General features: G+C 65.8%; 14 protein-coding genes. 12 read left to right on the top strand and 2 right to left on the bottom strand.

The features are described from left to right. The first annotated feature begins 26 nt into the window (after positions 1 to 26). From BQ7106_RS06075 to BQ7106_RS10835, 12 genes are all read left to right on the top strand, one after another. Positions 27 to 953: a PTS sugar transporter subunit IIAB gene (locus tag BQ7106_RS06075; RefSeq protein WP_072372975.1), complete on the top strand. Its 927-nt coding sequence runs from the start codon at positions 27 to 29 to the stop codon at positions 951 to 953. 13 nt (positions 954 to 966) lie between these two features. Further along, positions 967 to 1791, top strand: a complete 825-nt coding sequence (locus tag BQ7106_RS06070; protein WP_072372972.1) for a PTS mannose/fructose/sorbose/N-acetylgalactosamine transporter subunit IIC — start codon at positions 967 to 969, stop codon at positions 1789 to 1791. A 1-nt stretch (position 1792) separates the two neighbouring features. After that, positions 1793 to 2644, top strand: coding sequence for a PTS system mannose/fructose/sorbose family transporter subunit IID (locus tag BQ7106_RS06065; protein ID WP_072372969.1), 852 nt, complete (start codon positions 1793 to 1795; stop codon positions 2642 to 2644). 8 nt (positions 2645 to 2652) lie between these two features. Continuing rightward, the gene (locus BQ7106_RS06060; RefSeq protein WP_072372966.1) at positions 2653 to 4191 is read left to right on the top strand and encodes a DUF3604 domain-containing protein; all 1539 of its coding nucleotides are present in this window, start codon (positions 2653 to 2655) and stop codon (positions 4189 to 4191) included. Positions 4192 to 4373: 182 nt separating this feature from the next. Continuing rightward, positions 4374 to 5696: a lipase family protein gene (locus BQ7106_RS06055; RefSeq protein WP_072372963.1), complete on the top strand. Its 1323-nt coding sequence runs from the start codon at positions 4374 to 4376 to the stop codon at positions 5694 to 5696. Positions 5697 to 6127: 431 nt separating this feature from the next. Then, complete coding sequence (pheS, locus tag BQ7106_RS06050) at positions 6128 to 7195, top strand: phenylalanine--tRNA ligase subunit alpha (protein ID WP_072372950.1); 1068 nt, start codon at positions 6128 to 6130, stop codon at positions 7193 to 7195. A 50-nt stretch (positions 7196 to 7245) separates the two neighbouring features. Then, positions 7246 to 9711, top strand: coding sequence for a phenylalanine--tRNA ligase subunit beta (gene pheT, locus BQ7106_RS06045; protein WP_072372948.1), 2466 nt, complete (start codon positions 7246 to 7248; stop codon positions 9709 to 9711). A gap of 179 nt (positions 9712 to 9890) precedes the next feature. Continuing rightward, positions 9891 to 10553 carry a hypothetical protein gene (locus BQ7106_RS06040; protein WP_072372946.1) on the top strand — a complete coding sequence of 221 codons (663 nt, stop codon included), beginning with the start codon at positions 9891 to 9893 and terminating at the stop codon, positions 10551 to 10553. Between the two features lie 340 nt (positions 10554 to 10893). Next, positions 10894 to 12057, top strand: a complete 1164-nt coding sequence (locus BQ7106_RS06035) for an IS110 family RNA-guided transposase (RefSeq protein ID WP_072372944.1) — start codon at positions 10894 to 10896, stop codon at positions 12055 to 12057. Between the two features lie 190 nt (positions 12058 to 12247). Further along, a complete protein-coding gene (locus BQ7106_RS06030; RefSeq protein ID WP_072372942.1) occupies positions 12248 to 12883 on the top strand; it encodes a recombinase family protein in 636 nt (211 codons plus the stop codon). A gap of 315 nt (positions 12884 to 13198) precedes the next feature. After that, positions 13199 to 13666, top strand: a complete 468-nt coding sequence (locus BQ7106_RS06025) for a helix-turn-helix domain-containing protein (protein ID WP_072372940.1) — start codon at positions 13199 to 13201, stop codon at positions 13664 to 13666. A gap of 14 nt (positions 13667 to 13680) precedes the next feature. After that, positions 13681 to 17922, top strand: coding sequence for an S-layer homology domain-containing protein (locus BQ7106_RS10835; RefSeq protein ID WP_129583809.1), 4242 nt, complete (start codon positions 13681 to 13683; stop codon positions 17920 to 17922). Between the two features lie 152 nt (positions 17923 to 18074). On the opposite strand, the gene BQ7106_RS06015 is transcribed toward BQ7106_RS10835, so the two are convergent. Then, positions 18075 to 19361 (bottom strand): glucose-6-phosphate isomerase, encoded by a 1287-nt coding sequence (locus BQ7106_RS06015; RefSeq protein ID WP_072372936.1) that lies wholly within the window; start codon positions 19359 to 19361, stop codon positions 18075 to 18077. Between the two features lie 9 nt (positions 19362 to 19370). Continuing rightward, positions 19371 to 20867: a lactate racemase domain-containing protein gene (locus tag BQ7106_RS06010; RefSeq protein ID WP_072372933.1), complete on the bottom strand. Its 1497-nt coding sequence runs from the start codon at positions 20865 to 20867 to the stop codon at positions 19371 to 19373. Between the last annotated feature and the right edge of the window lies 1 nt (position 20868).

The following is a 20868-nucleotide window of genomic DNA, read 5'->3' as shown; positions in this document are numbered from 1 at the left end:
GTTGGATACGAGAGAGGGAGGACCGCTTGAACGCAATCGTTTTGGTGGGCCACGGAGCGCTGCCCGAGGCAATGAGGGGCTCCGTGGAGATGATCGTGGGGGAGCGTGAGGACATACGTACGGTGTGCCTCTCCCCGGATGACGGCAAGGAGGACCTCGAGCGCAAGCTCGCGGCGCTCGACGAGGAGCTCTCGGGCTGCGAGTCGGTCCGCGTGATCGCCGACCTCATGGGCGGCTCGCCCTGCAACGCCGCGCTCGAGCACTACGCGAGCGACGAGCGCGTGAGCGTGGTGTCGGGCATGAACCTCGCCATGGTGATCTCCGCCGCCATGGAGGAGGCCGACGCGGCGGGCATCGTCGCGACCGGCCACGAGGCCATCCACGACGTCAAGGCGCTCGCCGCGGGGACCGAGAAGCCCTATGCGCCCGCCCGCAGGGTCGCCGCGCCCTCGGTCTCCTCGGACGAGCCCCAGCAGATCGTGGGCGTGCGCGTTGACGCGCGCGGCATCCACGGCCAGGTTGCGACGGCATGGGTGCCGCGCACGGGTGCCACCCGCATCGTGGTGATCGACGACGTGGCCGTGCGCGACGAGACGCAGAAGATGGCCCTCAAGATGGCCAAGCCCGCCTCGGTCAAGCTCTCGATCCTCTCGACCAAGAAGGCAGTGGAGCGCCTGTCCGACGAGCGCTCCTACCCGGGGGACCGCGTGCTCGTGGTGATGACGCGCGTTGAGACCCTGGCCGCCCTCGACGAGCTCGGCTGGCACTTCGACCTCGTCGACCTGGGCAACGTTCCCAACCGCCCGGACACGACGACCTATGTCAAGTGCGTGAACCTCACCGAGCGCGAGGCGCAGGTCGTGCGCGACCTCGCCAAGAAGGGCACCGCCTTCACGGCGCGTCAGGTCCCTGCAGACCCGCAGATCGACTTCGTCGAGATAGTCAGCAAGTAAGCAAGGAGGAAGCATGGAACTTTGGCAGGCGGCCCTCATCGGCCTCTTCGCGTACCTGGGCAGAAACCAGGTGCCCTGGCTCTGCGGCACCACCGGCGGCTGGTACGGCATCGGACGCCCCCTCGTGGCCGGTCTCATCTGCGGCGTCATCCTGGGCGACGTCACGGCGGGCGTGCTGTGCGGCGTTGCCGTGCAGGCCATCTTCATCGGTCAGATCACCCCGGGCGGCGCGGTTCCCTCTGACCTCAACCTCGCGGCCTACATCGGCATCCCGCTCGCCATCGTCGCCGGCGGCAGCTCCGAGATGGCCGTCGCGCTGGCCATTCCCGTGGGCGCCCTCGGCGTTGCGCTTCACAACTTCACGATGACCTTCAACGCCATCTGGCCCCACCGCGCCGACAAGTGCGCCGCCGCCGGCGACGCCCGCGGCATCCGCGTGGCCAACCTCTGCGGCCAGCTCATCGAGTTCGCCGAGCGCTTCTTCATCGTGACCCTGGCCTGCTACCTCGGCTCGGGCTTCGCCGAGGGCCTCTTCGCGGCCCTGCCGCAGGTGGTCATCGACTGGCTTGCCATCGGCGGCAAGATGCTGCCCGCGCTGGGCTTCGCCATCCTGCTCAACCAGATCGTCCAGGAGAAGTGGATGATCGCCCTGTTCGTCCTGGGCTGGGTGCTCGTCTCGTCCTTCTCCCTCACCACGACCTCGCTGGTGTTCATTGCCCTGGCGTTCGCCCTCATCTACGTGATGGCTCGCTACAACGGCAACGGCACCCAGGCTGCGTCCGCGCTCGAGGCGGCCGCGATCTACGAGGACGAAGACGGAAACTACGAGGAGCGATAACATGACCGAGCAGACTCATTCCGGTGCTACGGGCGCCAAGCACGAGGTCCACCTCAGCAAGCGCGACGTCTCCACGGCCGCATGGCGCTGGGCGTTCTTCTGCCTGGCCTCCCAGAACTACGAGCGCATGATGGGCACGCCCTTCTGCCACAGCCTCTCCGGCTCGCTCGAGAAGCTCTACGAGGGCGACAAGGAGGGCCTGTCCCGCGCGCTGCAGCGCAACATGACCTTCTTCAACACCGAGCCGCAGCTCGGCGCCATCATCCCGGGCATCTGCCTGGCCCTCGAGGAGGAGAAGGCCAACGACCCGTCCTTCGACGACGAGATCATCCAGAGCACCAAGAACGCCCTCATGGGGCCCTTCGCCGGCATCGGCGACTCCATCCTGGTGGGCACGATCAACCCGATCCTGCTCTCCATCGGCATCGGCCTCTCCGCCGGCGGCAACCCGCTCGGCCCGATCGTGTTCCTCGCCCTGTGGTGCGGCATCGTCATCCCGCTCAAGTACTTCCTCTTCGTCAAGGGCTACGACCTCGGCGCCGACGCGGTGAAGCTGCTCACCAACGTCGAGCTCAAGGACAAGATCACCACCGCCCTCACCATCGTCGGCCTGATCGTCATCGGCGGCGTGGCGGCGACCACCATCAGCGCCCCCATCGCCTTCACCTACACGTCCGGCGACATGGTCATCAACCTCCAGGAGATCCTGGACAAGATCATGCCCAACCTCGTGCCGCTGGTGATCGCGCTCGTGAGCTACCTGCTCGTCTCCAAGAAGGGGTGGTCCGCCAACAAGCTGATCGTCGCCATCTTGATCTTCGCCGCGGTCATGGTCGTCACCGGAATCATGTAAGGAACGCGATGAACTACAAGAGCTACATCACCGACCTCCACCTCAACCTCCACCCCGGCCAGATCGACGAGCTCGAGGCGTGGTTCGAGCACTGCGAGCGCGTGAGCGACTTCTTCACGCTGGCCTACTACCCCTATCAGATGGTCGAGCTGCCCGGGGGCTTCGGCACAGAGCGCGAGATGGACCGCGACCTCATGCGCGAGCAGTGGCAGCGCATCCTCGCGTTCCTGGAGCGTCGCGAGCGTGAGGACGGGTTCGTCTGCTTCCCGGGCTTCGAGTGGCAGGGAACCGGCGAGGACGGCGACCACAACGTCTACTTCAAGACGTCGGGAGAGATCGAGCTTCCGGCTCGCTACCAGGAGCTCGTCGAGACCTACCGCGGCCAGGACGTGATCGGGATCCCGCACCACCTCGCGTACTCGCTGGGCAACCGCGGCAAGAACTGGGACACCCACGACGAGTCCTTCTCGCCCGTGGCCGAGATCTTCTCCCACCACGGCAGCTCGGAGCGCGACGCCACCTCGATCCCCATGGAGCGTCACATCCACATGGGCCCGCGCGTGGACGGGACGAGCGTCGTTGCCGGGCTCAAGCGCGGCAAGCACTTCGGCCTCATCTGCTCCGGCGACAACCACGAGGTCCCCGCCATGGTCAAGTACGGCCGCGCGGGCGTCTGGGCGGACGACTACAGCAAGGACGCCATCTGGGACGCGCTGACCTCGCGCCGCACGTTCGGCTTCACGGGCTCGCGCATCGACGTGTGGACCGAGGCGGAGGGCCACCCGCTCGGGTCGGTCTTCACGACCGACGCCGAGGAGGTCGAGCTCAAGGTTCGCGCGCACGCCAACTCCAAGGTCGAGCGCATCGAGCTCTACCGCGACGGCGACCTCGATGACGTGCACGTGGTCCGCTGGCGCGCGCCCGAGCCGTCCGAGGACGGCACCGTGCGCTTCAAGTTCCGCGTGGAGTTCGGCTGGGGACCCAACGTCAAGTACTTCCCCGAGGCGACCGAGAGGACCTGGGAGGGCACGCTCTCCACGACGGGCTCGGTGGTCTCCGTGGAGCCGGTCTTCAGCAGCTTCGACAACCGTCACGAGATCGTGGACGAGAAGAGCGTCAGCTTTGTTGCCAAGTCGCAGAAGGTCGGCGGAACGCACTGGGTGCGCGACAGCTCCATGCGCACCGAGGGCTACGTCTTCGAGATCCAGGCGCCGCTCGACGGCACCGTGACCATGGAGGTCTGCGGCGAGCGCTTCGAGTGGCCGGTCGGGAAGATCCTCGCGGGCAGCTTCCTCGAGGTCTTCGAGGACGAGGCCAAGGAGCTCGTGCGCAGGACCGCGGGCATCGAGGAGTACTACCGCAGTGACGCGTGGTACCACAACGCCTACAAGATCAAGGTATACCAGGGCTTTGCGTCCGACCTCTACGAGGTCGAGGACTCCTTCGCGGTCCGTCCCGAGGAGCGCGAGCAGAGCTGGTTCGTGAAGGTCGTCCAGGCAGACGGCCAGACCGCCTGGGCGTCGCCGATCTGGATCTCGCGCGCCTAGACGGGCGCGCGGACCGGACCGTCCCCCCGAGCGCGGCGGGGTGCCCTGCGAGGCGCCCCGCCGCGAGCCGTTTCACCCGGCCCCTCGCCGCCCCACCTAACGCTTTCGTCATGTTGCGCCTCCTGCCCCGCGAAGGGCAAACCGCCGGGTATCATGGTCAAAAGGGCCCGGACGGAGGTTGCATGCGGAGGCTTGGCAGACATCGCGGACTCCCGAGGCGTCGCAGCCTGCTGCTCGCCGCGCTCGTGGCCGTGACGCTGCTCGACAGCGCCACGCTTGCGGGTGCGGCGGTTCTGCACGCGCGCAGGCTCGAGCGCGTCGCCGGCGTCAACGCGGTGAGCGCCCCCGAGGTCGACGCCGCCGAGCGAACGGGCGCCTTCGAGACGGACATCGAGTACGCCGCGCTCTTCTCGGGCGAGGGACATCGCGTGGAGTCGCGGGTCGGCTGGAACGATGACTGGTTCTTCGAGGACGCGAGCGCGTACAACGCCGAGCTTGCCCATACCTGCGCCGTTCTCTCGGCCGTGGCCAACGCCGAGAGCGCCTACTACCAGCAGGGGTCGACCTCCCCGGCGTATGCGGAGCACGCCTTCGCCGCGCTCGGATTCGATGAGGTGTGCACCGCGTCGTACCGCTATCGCAGCGAGATCCTCGACGAGGTCATCGGGGTCGTGGACGGAACGGACGTGGTCGCCTACACGCTGGCGACCAAGCGGATCGTGTCCTCGCGGACGGGGGCCGAGAAGGAGCTCGTCGTCGTGGTCGTCCGTGGGTCGTACGGCTCCGAGTGGCTCTCGAACATCAAGATCGAGGGCGCGACGGGCGCCGCGGGCGCGGGGGAGGACGAGGACCACCTCGGCTTCACCATCGCGGCGAGCGAGATCGTGGCGGACCTCGAGGCGCGCGCCAGCGACCTCGAGCCCGGGGTGGAGCGCTCCTACCTCTTCTGCGGGCACAGTCGCGGCGGCGCGGTCGCCAACCTGCTGGCGAGCTACGCCGACGACGTCGCCGACGGCAGCCGCGCGCTGGCGACGGCCGGCGACGTGCGCGCCTACACCTTTGCCGCACCCAACTGCACGTCGTCGCCGGAGGCGCGCTCCTGCGCCTATGACAACATCTTCAACGTGATCAACCCCTCCGACCTCGTGCCGCAGCTCCCCCTGGAGGCGTGGGGGTACGCGCGCTACGGACGTGACGTGAGCCTGCCCGAGCAGGGGGACGCCGACTTCGCCGAGCTGCTCGACGCCATGCGGGCGTCGTACGCGGAGACGATGGGCGCCGAGTGCGCGGCGGACCCCGCCGACCGCGAGGTCGTCGAGAGCTTCGTCCGCGGCATCGCTCAGCGGGCGTCGAGCTTCTCCGAGCTGGTGTCCCCGGCGGGCATCGTGCAGCTCGCCGCGGCGTGCGCCCAGATCGACCTGGGCCGCCTGCTCGCGAGCCACTACCCCAACACCTACATCGCGTGGCTCGAGGCGGCGGCGGGGTCCGGAGTCCACCTGGCGTAGGCGCCCCTGTTCTCCCTCGCCTCGCCTGCCCCCATGGCCCCGACTGTGCTACCATGTCACGTTAGGCTATGACGGAGAGGTTCGGGCGTCGCGTTGCCAGCGGACAAGAGATGGGGGTCACCGGCTGAGAGCCCCCTCCAAGGCAGAGGCCCGGAGTTCACTCCACCAGCCGCGACCTGAACGGCGCAGCGTGCAAAGGGGACAGGCACTTTCGCACGCGCGCGAGGGGGGCGACGTTCGCAGCGTGCGAAAGTGCCTGTCCCCTTTGCACGCTCAGTAGGGAAGCCGTCGGCCCCACGGAACGGGGCGCAAAGAGCGGGCGCGCGGGAGAGACAACCCTCGCGCCAACCGAGGTGGTACCGCGGAAGTCATTCCGTCCTTGGGCACGTGCGCGCCCGGGGACGGTTTTTGTTTGCGAAAGGAGAAGCCGCATGTCGATGTCCGACGACCTCAAGTCGATTGAGGCACAGGTGGCGGAGGGCCTTGCCGCCGCACAGAGCACGGAGGCCCTCGAGGCCCTGCGCGTGAGCGTGCTGGGCAAGAAGGGCTCGCTCACCCAGATCATGCGCTCGATGGGCAAGCTCGCCCCGGAGGAGCGTCCCGTGATGGGCCAGCTCGCCAACACCGTCCGCGGCAACGTCGAGGCGGCCCTCAAGGCGCGCAGGGAGGAGCTCGGCCAGGAGCTCATGGAGCGCAAGATGGCCGCCGACGCCTGCGACGTCACGCTGCCCGGCCGCCGGCTCACCCTGGGCACCCAGCACCTCATCAGCCAGATTCGCGAGGAGGTCGAGGACATCTTCTGCGGCCTGGGCTACACCGTCGAGGACGGTCCCTACGTCGAGACCACCTGGTACAACTTCACCGCGCTCAACGCCCCCGAGGACCATCCCAGCCGCTCGGCCAAGGACACCTTCTACGTGGTCGACAACGCCCCCGAGGGCAAGGAGGTCCACGTCCAGGGCGAGTCCGACGTGCTCCTGCGCACCCAGACCTCCGGCGTCCAGGTGCACGTGATGGAGCGCCAGAAGCCGCCCATCTACATGATCTGCCCGGGCACGGTCTTCCGCCCCGACACGGCCGACGCCAACCACCTCCCCCAGTTCACGCAGGTCGAGGGCCTCGTCGTGGACGAGGGCATCACCTTCGGCGACTTCAAGGGCACCATGGACTACTTCCTGCGCGAGATCTTCGGCAAGGACCGCGCCACGCGCTACCGCCCGCACTTCTTCCCCTTCACCGAGCCCAGCTGCGAGGTCGACGTCTCCTGCAGCGTCTGCGGGGGGAAGGGCTGCCGCTTCTGCAAGGGGACCGGCTGGCTCGAGATCATGGGCGCCGGCATGGTCGACCCCAACGTCTTCGAGTACTGCGGCATCGACCCCGAGAAGTACACGGGCTTCGCCTTCGGCATGGGCATCGAGCGCATCGCGTGCCTGCGCTACGACCTGCCCGACCTGCGCATGCTCATGACGGGAGACATGCGCTTCCTGTCGCAGTTCTAGCCCGGCAGACCAACCCCCAGGAACGAATCGCGCACAAAGAGGAGAAGAACATGCGCATCTCATATGAGTGGCTCAAGTCCATGGTGGACGTGCCCGACGACCCGAGGGAGCTCGTCGCCGAGTTCACCCGCACCGGCACCGAGGTCGAGGCCGTCGAGAAGGTCGGCGCCAACCTCGAGCACGTGGTCACCGCCCAGGTCGTGAGCAAGAAGCCTCACCCCGACTCGGATCACATGTGGCTCTGCCAGGTCAGCGTCGGCGACAAGAACGTGGACGCCGACGGCAACCCCGTCCCGCTCCAGATCGTGTGCGGCGCCCAGAACTTCAACGAGGGCGACCACATCGTCACGGCCATGATCGATGCGGTGCTGCCCGGCGACTTCAAGATCAAGAAGAGCAAGCTGCGCGGCGTCGAGTCCTGCGGCATGAACTGCTCCGCCCGCGAGCTCGGCCTCGGCTCCGACCACGAGGGCATCATGATCCTGCCCGAGGACGCGCCGGTGGGCATGGACTTCACCGACTACCTCGGCATGTCGGACACCGTGATCGACTGCGAGATCACGCCCAACCGCCCCGACTGCCTCTCCATGACCGGCATCGCCACCGAGGTCTCCGCCATGCTCGACGTGGACACCCACATCGAGCTGCCGCACGTCACCGAGGAGTCCGGCCCCAGCGCCTCCGACCTCGTCGACGTGACCATCGACGACCCGGAGCTCTGCAGCCGCTACACCGCCCGCGTGGTGCGCGGCGTCAAGATCGGCCCCTCCCCCGAGTGGCTCGCGCGCCGCGTGGCAGCCGCCGGTGGGCGCTCGATCAACAACGTCGTCGACGTCACCAACTACGTGATGTACCTGACCGGCCAGCCGCTCCACGCCTTCGACCTCGGCAAACTCACCGAGCGCGACGGCAAGCGCCACATCGTGGTGCGCGCCGCGGCCGACGGCGAGAAGCTCGTGACCCTCGACGGCCAGGAGCGCACGCTGACCTCCGACATGTGCCTCATCACCGATGACGGCAGGACCCCGATCGCGCTTGCCGGCGTCATGGGCGGCCTCGACTCCGAGATCACGGACCAGACCACCGACGTCCTGCTCGAGAGCGCCAACTTCTCGAGCGGCCACACCTCCCGGACGAGCCGCAACCTCGACCTCATGAGCGAGGCCTCCATCCGCTACGAGCGCAAGGTGGACGGCACCAACTGCGCCAACGTCGCCGAGATCGCCGCTGCGCTGTTCGCCGAGTGCTGCGGCGCCGAGGTCTGCCCCGGCATCGTGGACGTCTACCCCGGCGAGAAGGACGACGAGCCCGTGAGGATCGACTTCCGCCCGTACCGCGCCCGCTCGCTCGCCGGCGCCCCGATCACCAACTCCTTCATCACCTCGCGCCTCGAGCGCCTCGGCTGCTCCGTGCAGAAGAACGACGTCGAGCACTACGTCGTGACGGCGCCCACCAACCGACCCGACCTCACGCGCGAGGTCGACCTCATCGAGGAGGTCGTGCGCCTGTGGGGCGAGGGTGACATCGAGCCCACCATCCCCGCCGCGAAGAACCACGCCGGCGGCCTCACCCCCGAGCAGCGTCGCGTCCGCAGGATCGGCGCAACCCTGCGCGCGTGCGGCCTCTCCGAGACCTCCACGTACTGCTTCGCAGCCCCCGAGGACCTCAGCGCCCTGGGCATCCCCGAGACGGGTCGCGGCGTGCCGGTGAAGATCATCCGCCCGCTCGTGGCCGAGCAGTCCGAGATGCGCCGCGACATGCTGCCGGGCCTGCTTCGCTCCGTGGCGTACAACCTCGACCACGGCGTCCCCAACGTGGCGCTCTACGAGATCGGCCGCGTCTTCTTCGGGCACGAGAACAGGAGCCAGCCCGACGAGCCGAGCTACGTGTGCGGCGTGATGGCCGGCAGGAGGGCCGACGACGCGTGGAACCAGCGCTTCGACGAGTACGACTTCTACGACGCCAAGGGCGTGGTCGAGGCCCTGCTCTCCGCCCTGCGCCTCGCAAAGGTCCGCTTCAAGGTCGCCGACCCCGAGACCTACCCCTGGCTCCAGCCCGGCCGCGCGGCCGAGGTCATGGCCGGCGGCCAGGTCCTCGGCTGGGTGGGCAACGTGCACCCGCGCGGCCTCCGCGCCATGGGCATCGACGTGCCGGTGGTGGCCTTCGAGCTCTCGCAGGCGGCGCTGCTCCGCCTCGCGGCCGACGAGCTCCCCTACGTTGACGTCCCCACCTTCCCGGGCGTTACGCACGACCTGGCCATCGTGGTCGACGAGTCCGTGACCTGCGAGACCCTCCTGCAGCGCATCGGCTCCGCGGGCGGCAAGCTGCTCGCCGACGTGCGCCTCTTCGACGTCTACCGCGACGACGAGCGCGTGGGCAAGGGCAAGAAGTCCATGGCGTTCTCGCTCACGTATCGCGCCGCCGACCGCACCCTCACCTCCGAGGAGGTCGAGAAGGCCCACGAGCGCCTCGTGAACAAGGTCTGCAAGTCCACTGGTGGCGAGGTCCGCTCCTAGGGAGAAGGACGAGCGGGCGCGTCGCGTGTTGCCGCACACAGGGCCCCCGGCGCTCTTCGGAGCGTCCGGGGGCTCGTTCGTGAGGTGACGACGCAAGATGGGGAAGCCTCGAGGCCTCCCCCTGAGTCCCCGCGGGTTCCGTCAGCGCCCCTTGTCCCCGACGTGCTACCATAGCCCACATGCCGAGCTGGAACATACATACCGCGCACGTCGAGCGGCTCCTTCGCGAGGAGGGGGCCGAGGCCCTCGGCATCCGCGACGTCAACGCGTTTCTCCTGGGCAACCTCGCGCCCGACATCTACGTGGGGTACATGGTGCCGGACACCACGTACCGCATCGACTACAAGCTCACGCACCACGCGCTGCGCGAGCACATCCCGCTGCCTCGTGCGGACGAGTTCTGGGACTTCTACGTCGCGCGCCACGAGCATGTGAGCGACCTCACCCTCGGGGCGTGGGCGCACCTGGTCTGCGACCACGTCTACAATGCCCACACCCGTGTCTACCTCGAGCGCATTGGCGTTGCCCCCGGCGAGCGGGCACGTGTGGGCAAGCAGGGCGACTTTGCGCTCTTCGGCCGGACGCTCGACATCGCACTCGTGCCTCGCGTCGACGACGCGCTGCTCGGGCAGTGCGCCGACTTCGGACCCTACACCATCCTGGAGCGCGACGCCCGCGCCGCCGTGGAGGCGGCAGAGCAGATCGTGCGGAAGAACCAGCTGGAGCACGTCAGCGGCACTCCCGACTACCAGCTGCTCTCCGCGGACTTCTTCGCTGCGGCGCGCGACGAGGCCCACGGCATCATCGTTCGGGAGCTTCGCGGCCGGGTTCGCAACAGCTAGCGTCCTGCCACCGTCGGCCTGACGCGGGCCAGGGGCAGATGCCGTCGCGTCGCACTCTGTTATCCCCATTACAGTTTGAGCCGTCCCGAGGGCGGCTCCTTTTTTCACTCTCCGATCTGGGAAATACCATGGTGCCAGGCCCCTCGGGGCCGCCGGCCCACCGCCCCGGATGGCCCTTTTCCCCTGCCCTGCGAGGGCCCGGGGGGTGCTGCCACCGGGGCGGAGGGGCCGCGGGAGACGACTGATAGAGAAGTGCCGGGCGCGCGGCGCCACGGCCGGGTAATGTGGCTGTCGACCCCGCGGCGGAGTCGGGCCGGCCGACCTGATTGGAGGATACACCATGGGAAGACGCAGGAAGAGGGCCCCCGCCGCCGTGGTCGGCTTCGACGTCGGCAAGTCGTTCCACTGGGCCTTCGGCGTCGGCGCCGGCGGCGAGGCCGTCCTCAGCGAGCGGGTCGACAACCGGCCCGCGGCGATCGACCGCGTGCTCGCCGAGGCGGGCGCCGGCGCCCTCGCCGTCGGCGACCAGCGGCGCACCACCGGCGCGCTCGTGCTCGCCAGGGCGCGCGCCGCGGGTATGCGCGTCGCCGACCTGCCCGGGAGGGCGGAGAAGCAGGCCCGCGAGATGTTCCCGGCGACGGCCAAGACCGACGAGCTGGACGCGGAGGTGATCGCGCGGACGGCGCTCGGGATGCCCTGGGCGCTGCGCGAGGTCCCCGAGGAGGACGAGAGGCGCGCGTCGCTCAGGATGCTCTCGTCGCAGCGCGCGTTCTGCGTGAAGGGGCGCACCGAGTCGCTCAACAGGCTCCGGGCCGTGCTCCTCGAGGCCGACCCGGCCCTCGAGGCGGCGCTCGACCCGTCCAGGCGCTGGCAGCTCGAGGTGCTCGCCGCCCTCGGGTCGGCCCACGGCTGCGCGGCGGCGGGCGTGGAGCGCTACCGCGAGCTCGCCGGCGCGCGCGGCGGCAGGGAGGACGCGTTCTGGGAGGCGCTCTCCGCCTCCGCGGCGTCGCGCCCGGAGGTCCGCGCCGAGGGGGCGCTCGCCTCCATGCTCGCGGGCCAGGTCCTCGCCCGCGACGCCGAGGTCGCCGCCCTCGACGCGGCCATCGGGGAGCTGCTCGAGGGGGACGCGACCTACGAGGCCCTGCTCACGGTGCCCGGAGTCGGCCCCAGGACAGCCGCCGCGCTCGTGGCCTCGGTCGACGTGACGATGTTCCGCAGCCACGACGAGCTCGCCAGCTACTGCGGCATCGCGCCCGCCGACAGCCAGTCGGGCACGAGCGCCAGGTCGACGAGGCCGAAGCGGGGCGGGAGCAAGCCCCTCAAGAACCTGCTGGTATTCTCGTGCAACTCCCTCGTCGGGACGAAGAACGAGTTCGGCAGGTACTACGAGGAGTGCCGGGGGCGCGGCATGCGGCACAACAAGGCGCTCAAGGCGGTCGCCCGCAAGCGCCTGAAGGTGATCTACGCCATCATGCGCGACCGGGTCCCCTACCAGGCGGCCTAGGACCCCTCAGGACCACCTGGAAAAGCGCCCGCCCGCCGGGCGCGCCGCGGCATGCCGAAATCTCCTCGAGGGGTTGACAAAACCATAGAGACACCCCCCGCATGATAGCGGGCCAAACATGGGTATGGCTTTCTCTATGGCCCGGAGTCGTCCGGGCCTTTCTGTATGGAAGCGAACAGAGAGGAAAGCCATGGGGGAGAAGCGGAGCGACAAGGGCGAGAAGGGCGCTCGGGGGGAGCGCGTCTTCGGGTACGCGCGCGTCTCGACGCGCGACCAGAACCTTGCCCGCCAGATCGACGCGCTGCGCGAGTTTGGGGTCAGCGAGCGTGACATCTTTTGCGACAAGGCGAGCGGGCGCGACTTCTGCCGCCCGAGCTACCAGCGGCTCGTCCGGCGCCTGCGCGCGGGCGACACGCTCGTGATCAAGAGCATCGACCGGCTCGGCAGGAGCTACCAGGACATCATCGAGGAGTGGCGCTGCCTCACCAAGGAGCGCAGGGCGCGCATCGTCGTGCTCGACATGCCGCTCCTGGACACACGCGAGGACCGCGGGGGCCTCACCGGCGAGCTCATCGCCGACATCGTGCTCCAGCTGCTCTCCTACGTGGCACAGGTGGAGCGCGACAACATCCGCCAGCGCCAGGCCGAGGGCATCGCGGCGGCGCGGGCTCGAGGGGTGCGCTTTGGCCGCCCGCGCATCGAGCGCCCCGAGGCATTCGAGCACGCGCGGCGAGCGTACGGCGCGCGCGAGCTGACTGCGGCTGAGGCGGCGATGATGTGCGGCGTCTCCCGCGCGACGTTCCTGCGCTGGATGCGCGACGCGTAGCCGAGGCAGGATCCCCATTACCCGCTTACGAAATAATAACGACCATGGCAGGCACAAAAGGTAGACGTTTTTATCTCCTTTGACGCTACGTCTGCCCACACGAGAAACTGCAGGTTCTCTTCAGATACCTAGACAGTCTGTGATTTAAGCACACCCCCTCCAAAACGTCTGCTTTTTGATTCAGCGGGGAGGGGTGCGTCATGAGGGTCTGTCGCGCGCACACGTTTCTGACCGATCGGACGCCCGGGGCGTCCGGAGCCGGACGGTGCCCACTGCGCGGCAGGACCACGCACGCCCCCGAGGGGGTGTTTCTCCATGTCAAGTGAAAAGGGCGTCGCGACGGTCGCCGAGAGGTCCGTCGACTTTCTGTGCGACCTCGAGAGAAGCCCCGTCGTGAGCAGCGACCCCCATCGTCGCGGTCCCAAGAAGCATCGCTTCACGAGGACGCAGGAGATGCTGCTGTACCTCATCGCAGGGGAGACGGTGCTCAACGGCGGCGTGCGCTGCACCAAGCGTCAGCTCGCCGACCTCGTTGGCCGCAACGTCAAGACCATCGACCGCTGCATCGCCTCCCTGCGCCGAGAGGGGCTCATCGAGACCGAGATGAACTTCGACGAGAGCGGGGGGCAGGTCTCCAGCTTGTACCGGGCGGTGATCGGGCAGATGCCCGGTTTGCAAGACAACACTGGCGCGCTCGCTGCGCCTGGACATAGCGACCTGTGGGGAGAGGCCCCACGACAGAACGAGGAGGGCGAGGACGAGCCCTCGCCCAGGGAAAAGTAAGAGAGGAGAGAGAAATGAGCAAGAGATTGCGCTCCTGCATGACAGTCGTCATGGCGGCGTTCTTCGCGCTTGCGTTTGTTGTGGCGCCAAAGACCGCGCTCGCCGTGGAGACCGTGACCGCTGACAATAGCGGTTCCCATCAAACACCTTATGGAACCATCAGCTATATGCCTGATAGCGATGGCTTCAAAATGACCGTCGAAGTGTATGTAAACGATGAAGCTGAGCCAGTTGCCAGAGTTCAGCTTCCCAAGATTAACGGCGGAACAAATGGCGAAGGAGTTCATGGGAATCTTGGTTTTACTCCTGAATCAGGATTTTATTATCACGGTGAGGAGAGGTCGTATGATTTAGAAGCGGACCTTTCTTCTGCGGGCTGGAATCAGCAATTCAGCTGGGTGTTTTTTGGAGATGACGAGCTCCCGCAAAAGAACTACTCAAACGTTCTCAAGGTTTACCTCTATACATTTGACGAGGACGAGAGCTTCTTCTTGAACGTATTGGCGAGAAATCTTCCTCATTTGAAGGACAATAATCCCTACGAGCATGTAGAGGGGTATACAGTCTCCTATGAGGGCACCGATCCGATAACGGAAGAGAAGCGTACGTACACCCATCGTGTTACTAATGGTTCATCGGCACTTGATTTTGATGACCAAACGCTTCCCATAGATACGACATTGACCATAACGGCAATTTGTGACCCTGGTTATGAGGCGTCGAAGTGGTATCAGGGAGACCTGGCTCACACCAACACCATGATATCTGGTGACGAGGGTGAGGGAACGTCGGGCTATTATCTTGGCAACGTTATCACCATGTCGGTTAAGACTGCGCTCACAAACCCTACGCTCGAAATTGACCAGGTTCGCCAGGCTGAAAAGCCAACCACTGAAGAAGACTTTGCTGAAATTAGTGCAGAGGTACTCGTTTCCTGTGACAACAGGGTTGCCGAACATGGAGATAAAAAGTATCCGATGAGCAAGGATGCGGAAGATCTCTCCATTTCAGATGTAACTGGCAGCGGCACATCTCGTTCTATGACTGTAACCATCAATAATGAGCATGAGTACGTTAACTATTATAATACGGATATCGCTGACGGGCACACACTGGATAGTGGGGACAGGACCATTGTATTCAAGCATGACGGGTCTGCCTGGGTTCCCGATGAGGGGGAGTCTCCGCTCGTGCTCAACGTGATGTGTGACGCCGGGCCTGATGCGCCGACGGAAGAGCAGATTTCGGAACTCTTCGCAGACAAGATTACTGTCTCCTGCAACAATGACGCCGCCAATCATGGAAATCAGCCGTACGGACTGATTGCTGATTCTTATGACGCGACAGGTGAAGTCAAGGAGGGTGCGAACGGCTACGTCTTCCCCCTCATTATCAAGGCGGACAAATACGTTGAGCGGTTTGGCAATGATGTTAGTTGCGCTCACGTCCGCGCTAAGAGTCAGTCTGCTGAAATACTCGTTCAGCTTCTCTACGATATTGAGGAAGGAGCTTGGAAGCTTTCTGAGCCGAGCACAGTCAACATCGCCGTGACTTGCGTGAACGTTCCGAGTTACGAGGATATTAACAATGCCTTTGGAAACGAACTTGTCAAAATCGTGTGCAACAACGTAAAGTCTGGACACGAGCCGAAGACATATGAGGCAAAGGATGGCGGGGTTGTCCTGAACGGCAGCCTGGCCCTCGTGGATGGTGTATTCAACTACACTTTCACCGTTTTCCCCGAGGCATATGTATATCAGTACGTAATCGATACTGGTGTGCTCCATACCTGCTCGGATGAAGCTAAGTCCGTAACGATGGCCTACGACTTCGACAAGGGCGCTTGGACGGTTGAGGATAACAGTCCGATTGAGTTTACGGTCATGTGTGATGATACATCAGACGTGGACGTACCTACCTTGTCAGAAGATGAGATCGAGATTCTTCTGAGGGGCGCGGTCAACGTAAGTTGCGTAAACGATAAGGCCACGCACAGCACGAAGAGCGCTACCTATGGCGTTGCGGACGTCGAGGGCGGCTATGCCTTCCTTGGCATTGGGAGCAACGGCACGAACTACACGGCAACGATAGAGATTTACTCTGGTCAGTTTATTAACACGTTCGAAAGTGACTGCGGTAACGTTCCCCATCGCCTCGACGACGAGAAGGATACGAAGACAGTCACGCTGGTTTACGATGGGAAAGACTGGGTGGCCGATGATGCAAAGGTCACATTTAATGTGATCTGCAATGACGGTTCAGACACTCCCGATCCTGAGCCCGCCGGCACCATTAAGGTCACTCCGGCTAACATGACCATCTATGAGGGCGGCGAGAGCGGTTATGAGGGTGTTGTCGATAGGAATGGTACAGCCGCTGAGGCAGCTTCTCTGCCCGAGCCCATGTACAACGTCACTGCACCTGAGGGCGTCGACCCCGATGGTATGACCATCACCAACGGTGAAAACACCTGGACGGTTACCGAGACCATGGAGGACGGCCTCTACACCCTTGAGCCCACTGAAGGGAGCGATGAGGTTCGCGTTCAGTACAAGGATGACGGTACGATCGTGACAAAAGACGAGTTCCAGGCCACCGAGGACTCCTTCAACGAGCTCACCACAGCCATCTTTGATGGCGATACCGTGCCGTCTGCAACCGACGCTAACGGCACTCGGTACGCCGTCGAGACCGGTGAGGGCGTGCTGACGGTCCGCGCGGTTGATGAGCCCGATAATGCAGCCACGCTCACGGATGTCACCAACAGTGCTCCTCAGCAGAAGCTCAGGGAGGGCAGCGCCGTTGCCGTCGCTGAAAGCACCACTGAGTACACACTGAACGAAACTGATGTGGTTGTGGATGACACTACCGGCATCTCCCTGCTTTTCGACGGTATCATCGATGATGATGTCAACCGCACCCGGCTCCTCGAGCAGGAGATTGACGGTAAGGACTACATTGATGACGGCTTCAAGAGCGAGATCAGGTACCTTGACCTCGTTGATAACCACAACGGCAACGCGTGGGTTAAGTCAAGCGAGGGCGTAGACATCTACTGGGCATATCCCGAGGGTACAGATCAAAGCACCGACTTCAAGATTCTCCATTTCTCTGGCCTGCATCGCGATGGCGATAAGTCCGGCTTCAATCCCAATGACATCACCAACACCACCCTGGTCGACGTGACCGATGATGTTGCGACCGATTTTGAGAAGACCGCTAACGGCATTAAGTTCCACGTCGCCGAGGGTAACTTCTCGCCCTACGCGCTCGTGTGGGACTATGACAACGGCGGCGGCAACCAGGGCGGCGGTGGCGGCACCGCAACCAAGTACTACAAGATCGAGGCCTCTGCTGGCGAGGGCGGCTCCATCAGCCCGTCCGGCACCGTGAGCGTCCGCGAGGGCGCCGACAAGACGTTCACCATCAAGCCCGACGAGGGCTACACGATCGGCAACGTCGTCATCGACGGCCACGACTACCGCCAGCTCGGCTCCTCCTACACCTTCGAGGACGTCAGGGCCGACCACACCATCTCCGTCACGTTCATGAGGGGCAACGACCCGGCGAGCCCCGACGAGACCGGCGTCTCCGACTGGCTGAACGCCTCGGACCACATCGCGTTCCTCCACGGCTACGGCGACGGCTCGTTCACCTTCGGCCCGGAGAACCCGATGACCCGCGCCGAGGTCGCGCAGATGTTCTACAACCTGCTGCTCGACAAGTCGATGGGCGAGAGGGACGTGGCCTTCGAGGACGTCCCGGATGGCGCCTACTACGCCGAGCCGGTGAGGGTGCTCGCCTCCCGCGGGATCCTCAACGGCACGAGCCCTGAGACCTTCGAGCCAAACCGCGCCATCACCCGCGCGGAGTTCGTGGCCATCTCCATGAGGTTCTCGAACGGCGAGTTCGACGGCGAGAACCCCTACGTCGACGTGCCCGAGGACGCCTGGTACCGCGACTACGTCGTGGGCGCCACCTCCTTCGGCTGGATCTACGGCTACCAGGACGGCTCCGGCCGCTTCGGCCCGGACGACACGATCACCCGCGGCCAGGCCACCATGGTGACCAACCGCATGCTGTGGCGCTCCTGCGACACGGTGTGGGCCACCGAGCACCTCGACGAGCTCAAGACGTTCGTCGACCTCGGCCGGGGCCACTACGCCTTCTTCGACGTGGTGGAGGCCACCAACGCGCACGACTACGAGCGCGTCGGCGACACCCGCTTCGAGGACTGGACCGGCCTGAGGGAGTAGTCTCCGCCCCGAGGGAGGTCCGATGGGGGAGGGGTCCCGCGAGGGGCCCCTCCCCCCGTACGTGGGCGACCCAAGGTCCTTCTCGCCCCATGTAAAACGGCGCCGGCCAGGTCTCGAGGGACCCGGCCGGCGCCGCTGCGCTCTGGGTCGTGCTATCTCCCGAGCGTCCTGAACATGAGCTGCTTATAGGCCTCGACGCCGGGCTGGTCGAAGGGGTTGACCCCGAGGAGCTCGGCCGAGAGGTAGCAGGAGAACATGAAGAAGTAGAAGAGCCGCCCGAGGTGCTCCTCGTCAACGCGGTCGAGCTCGATGGTGGGGCAGGGGAGCGTGCGGGCGTGCGCCGCTCGCGAGGCGGTGAAGCTCGCCTTGTTGATCTCCCAGAAGTCGCATCCGTCGAGGTAGCCAAAACGGTCGTCGATGTCCGAGCCGCCAAGGACGAGCGAGTCGAGCGGGCCGGGCTCCATGACGTCGAGGAAGGTCTCCATGAGCTGGTGCGTGCCGTCCTGGACGTACTGTCCCAGGCTGTGGAGCTCCTCCGAGTACTCGGCGGAGGCGGGGAAGAGGCCGAGGCCGTCCTTCCCCTCGCTCTCACCGAAGAGCTGCTCGTACCACTTGGAGAACCAGCGGAAGCGCGGCTCGAAGAAGCTCAGGAGCTCGACGCGCAGCCCCGCGTCCCATGCGAGCCGGCGCACGAGGGCGTATCTCCATGCGGGGTTGTCCGCCGGGTCGGCCGTCCGGTCGCGCAGGAGCGCCTCCTCGGAGCGTGCCCCGGCCACGAGGGCGCGCACGTCGACGCCGGCAAAGGCCATCGGCAGCAGGTGGACCTCGGTGAGGGCGGTGTAGCGCCCGCCGACCGGCTCGGGGAAGGTCGTGAACTCGTACCCGTGCTCGTGGCAGAGGTCATCGAGGTGAGAGCCGGGCGTGCCGCAGCAGACGATGCGGCGGGCTGCCCCCTCCGGGCCGTATCGACCGACCAGCCACTGGCGGAGCAGGCGAAACGAGGAACCGGGCTCGAGGGTCTCGAAGTTCTTGGCCACGCAGTCTATGACCACGTTGCGCCCCTCGAGGTCCTCCAGAACGCGTCGCAGCTCAAAGGCAGAGAGCGTGTTGCCCGCGTAGACCACGCGGTGCGTCCCGTCGAGCGAGCCGTCGCGCGCCCCCAGCGCGCAGAGTGCCGCGCGGGCGGCGTTGTTGGAGCCGCCGACGCCAATGAGGGCAAAGGTGTCCGCCGCCTCGCGCAGGCGCCCTGCGAGCTCCTCGATGCGGTCGAGCCGCTCGTCGGAGGCCCAGTCGTCGACGTGGAGCCATCCGAGTGACCCCGCGTGGCGCTCCTCGCCGGCCTGGCAGCGGGCGAGCACGTCAGAATGGGCGCCCGAGGCGCGGGAGACCTCGTCGGAGGTCACCCGCGCGCCCAGGTGGTTCTCGTTCAGGCGAAGCATCCCGCGCCCCTAGCAGCCGCAGGGGTGCGCAGGCGCGTCGTCGCGGAAGTGGCTGTTCTGGGACGGGTCCTTCATGCAGAGGTGCGGCACGGCGCGGTTGTACGCGTGCGGCAGCGCCAGGATGTTGGGGTTGCCATCGGTGAACTTGCGCGTGGCGTCCGCGATGGCCTCCTCGAAGGTCGGGCGGGTCTTGAGGCCCATGGTGCGGGCGATACCCGGCTTCTGCGCGCCCACGATGTAGGTGGCGCTGAGGTACTTCTCGGCGAGGTTGCCGCAGGTCATCATGCTGAAGCCGTGGAACGGGTGGAAGGCGTTGGCGAAGCGGTACTTGCGGATGTACTCCTGGTTGGTGGCGAAGTACTCGCCGTACTTGATCATCTCGTCCAGGGTGTTCATCTTGTCGGACTGCCAGAGCTCCCACTGCTCGCGCAGGTAGGGCCAGCGCTCGTCGTGGAACCAGCCGTTGCAGTAGCTCGCGATCACGAAGACGCAGTGGTCGGAGAGGATGCGCTTGTGACGGATGACCTGGGCGGACACGGCCTGCATCATCTGGATGGGGTTGGTGCCCATGCCGTCGCCGTAGTGGAAGTTGGTGGGCATGCCCATGACCACGATGTCGTACTTCTTCTCGGCCCAGTGCACGTAGGTGCGCTTGTCCGCCACGGCCCAGCTCAGGGGCTGCATCTCGGCCGCATAGCCGGAGAAGATGGCAATCTGGCGGCTCCAGGTGTCGAGCACGGCGTCGCAGCAGAAGAACTTCTTGCCCATCTTCTCTTCCATGAACATGCCCTGCTGGTCGAACTTGTCGCGCATCAGGGAGTTGGTGGAGACGGGCACGAAGTCCGGGCGGCTCATGACGCGCGGCACGTGGTGGGCGCCGATGGAGCGCCAGTGGGTGATGCCGGTCGCGCAGTGCTTGTAGCCGCCCGAGTAGCCGCCGTAGGGGTTGCCCTGGGTGTGGCCGATGAGGATGGCGATGTCCGCGTCGTAGACGTACTTGTTCATGATGACGTGGTCGCCCTGCGCCGTGTAGCCGAGGTCGACGAGGTGGTCGTAGTCCTCGGAGTCATGGCTCGTGATCTGGCCGGTGCCCTCGAACTCGTTGTAGAGGTCCTCGCCGAGGATCTGCCTGGCCTCCGCGGTGGAGGTGCGGGGGTGCAGGCCGTTGGAGAAGAGGAGAAGGACGTCGTCGTGCCTGACGCCGTTTGCGAAGAGCTCGTCGAGGCAGGCGCGGATGGCGACCTTGCGGTGGGAGGTGGGCTGCGTGCCGCCCTTCACGATGTCGGGGATGACGATGACGACCTTGGCGCCGGGATGGGCGAGGTCGGCGAGGGGCTCCATGCCGATGGGGTTGCGAATGCTCTCGAGGGTGGCCGCGTAGAGGCTGTCCCAGTCCTGGGGCAGGCACTCGGGGTCCTTCACGGTCTCCCCGGTGATGAAGACGTCGGTGCTGTCGGGCAGGTCGGCGCCCATCATGCCGTTGCCGTACTCAAAGTCCAGATGCATG

The organism is Thermophilibacter mediterraneus (assembly GCF_900119385.1).
Taxonomy (GTDB): Bacteria; Actinomycetota; Coriobacteriia; order Coriobacteriales; family Atopobiaceae; genus Thermophilibacter; species Thermophilibacter mediterraneus.
Note: the sequence above shows the minus strand (reverse complement) of the source record. Positions and strands in the feature narration are given on the sequence as shown.